Annotated in this window: 1 protein-coding gene; it reads right to left on the bottom strand. The window is 42.4% G+C overall.

The window, feature by feature from the left end:
• Positions 1 to 183 precede the first annotated feature (183 nt).
• Positions 184 to 504, bottom strand: coding sequence for a DOPA 4,5-dioxygenase family protein (locus tag R8N47_RS23525; protein WP_005455725.1), 321 nt, complete (start codon positions 502 to 504; stop codon positions 184 to 186).
• Between the last annotated feature and the right edge of the window lie 714 nt (positions 505 to 1,218).

Below are 1,218 nucleotides of genomic sequence, written 5' to 3'. Positions count from 1 at the left end.
ATATGTTTACTCAGCGAGTAATGTTCGTTTTAAAAACGAGCACGCTAACGGTTTTAAACGTGCGAAGGCACACCTTTAGGTCTAGCACACTACGGGAAGGATTGCAGGGAAGGAAATAGGAAGAGAGGGAACGCGCCCAAATGATATCGACGTCATACGTCTATGCCATTTGGGCAAAAATCGTTAATTTTCTAGCTTTTCTTCGAAAACACCTAGTTCGCGACCTAACCAAATCGCGCTCTCTGTGTGATCACGCAGTTCTCGTTCGCTGACCGGGTGTATAAGCACAGAAAAATCCCCACGAATGGTATCTAACCAAGCCAAAAACTCTTCACTGATCGACTCAAGGTGCATTTCAAACATCGGCATCTTGTGCGGGCCGACTAATCTGTCGACCAATGGATACACGCGCAACACATCTTGACGCTCTTGGCGGATGATCTCATTCAGAGCTTGTGCTTTTTCCAATTGTTGCAAAGGAAAGTAAACGTGAACGTGGTACATAACTTCTCCAATCTGAATTCTAAGTGTTGCACTCCCCCGTCATTCAAAGCCTGTGTAGTCATCTAAACACTGAGCCACACTAGGTTCGAATTAACGCCGCTTAGGCACGTTGGAATCCAAACTTCTTCAATTGACTGCCACCCTACCTTGATTCCGTCTGATTGGGAAGAAGTTATCTTTCTGCAACAAATAAATCTACGACACTCAAATACTTTAGCTTTGTTTGTCAAATTTCACAGCCCAATTTTGTTGCAACTTTGTAACAAATGAAGGTGATTAAATTCAGCCTTTGAAATGAATAATATAAAAAACCAGTATTTTACTCTGCAAAAATGGGGTGTAAGCAAAACTTTACTGATGGGTTAAAGTCGAATTAAAGCACGATTTAACATTTTGTTTACACTTACTGTATCTGGTTATACCAAGATTGAATCAGAGGGTTGGGCCGAGTGAATAGCAGTCAACACGAGGTCTTACGTTTTAAAACAATGTGTTTTTCAAACAAGCAGCGGTGTGAGAGACCAATCGTTTAAAGGACAAATAGATGCCTCAAACGCTCGATGACATTCGCAACCCTAGGTATGGCCTTTTGCGCTGATATCAAAGACTGAGTACCCATACAGACTTTGGTTTAATAATGAACAGCTGCAGTCCAAAAGACCCGCAGCGTCAAAAGGAGCTTGAGATGAACGTTCAGGCATTACCCATGCATCG

The organism is Vibrio sp. 2132-1, from assembly GCF_033344315.1.
Note: the sequence above shows the minus strand (reverse complement) of the source record. Positions and strands in the feature narration are given on the sequence as shown.

What these genes read in the sequence shown, in the direction of transcription:
- R8N47_RS23525 (WP_005455725.1), bottom strand. Translation starts at nt 504, where the DNA reads ATGTACCACGTTCACGTTTACTTTCCTTTGCAACAATTGGAAAAAGCA.